This is a genomic window from Vibrio sp. 1288 (genome assembly GCF_033344475.1).
The window spans coordinates 1-1,063 of record NZ_JAWPOX010000146.1; the positions used below are offsets into that span (position 1 = coordinate 1).

Annotated in this window: 2 protein-coding genes; one reads left to right on the plus strand and one right to left on the minus strand. The window is 46.8% G+C overall.

From position 1 onward, the window contains the following. On the plus strand, positions 1–439 hold a 439-nt coding region (locus tag R8O11_RS25210; RefSeq protein WP_412035075.1), incomplete at its 5' end, for a CHAD domain-containing protein. Between the two features lie 62 nt (positions 440–501). On the opposite strand, the gene R8O11_RS25215 is transcribed toward R8O11_RS25210, so the two are convergent. Continuing rightward, on the minus strand, positions 502–1,063 hold a 562-nt coding region (locus tag R8O11_RS25215; RefSeq protein ID WP_318194610.1), incomplete at its 5' end, for a potassium channel family protein.

A 1,063-nucleotide genomic window follows, 5' to 3' on the forward strand; every position in this document is an offset into this window, starting at 1 on the left:
GCGTGGCTGGCAGCCATTCTTGGATGAGAAAGCGCGCGAGAAGATGGCAAGCAACATCATGCCGTTTTCTGTGACGCAATTGGATCGCACTTGGGCAGAGCTGATGGAAGCTTTCCCTGCAGAGCGTGATTTGTCTGCGCAAGAGTATGTGGATCAGCGTTACCGTCTGCTGCGTAACCTTTACACTGGAATTGGTTTTGCGAGCTTGTACAACTTCGACGAGCGTAATAGCTCCCGCCTTCCTTGGGCTGACTTAGTGCATGGCATTGATGATCTGTTGATGCTGAACCATCTATTGCCTTTGGTCGATATGCTGGAAAATGAAGAGAAAGAACAGTTAGAGCGTTGGCTGCACCGCCAAGAGCGTTCGATTCTTCATGCAATGGATCAAACAAGAGCAATCAGCGTAGAGACTCAGCCGTACTGGCGTGAAAAATAAGATAAGCGAGCGCAAAGTAGCGTTATCTTCATTAATTTAAAGAGAAATAGGACCGATAGGTCCTATTTTTTTGTCTGAATTTTGCGTTGCTGCATTTCCTCTTCGATAAGAGTTAGTCGATCAAGGATTTGTTCTTGCTGTTCTAATAGTTGTTCTAACATCCGCTCTTTGTTCTTAGAACGGTGATCTTGCTGTTTAGTCGGAGCGGTTAAAATCGACGTAATCACACCAGAGATCATACCGAAGATCCCCACTCCACAAACGATGATGATGACGGCTAAAAACTTTCCTCCAGAGGTCACTGGATAATGATCGCCGTAACCCACAGTGGAGATGGTCACAAAGACCCACCACAAAGCATCAGCTCCAGTACGGATGTTCGCAGCTGGGTTTTTGGCTTCGATAAACAGCATGGCGGTGGAACCGAGCGTTATGAGGATCACCATCAACAGCAATATGGACGCGACGGTGGTTTCTCGGCGGTTTTCTTTGAGCTGATGCAGAATGAACTTTGAAGAGCGCAGCACCAACACCACGCGCAAAATATGAAAGATGCGAGCAAAGCGTAATGGCTCGATCATTGGGATGCTGGCCACAAAATCTATCCAATGCAGCTTAATAAAT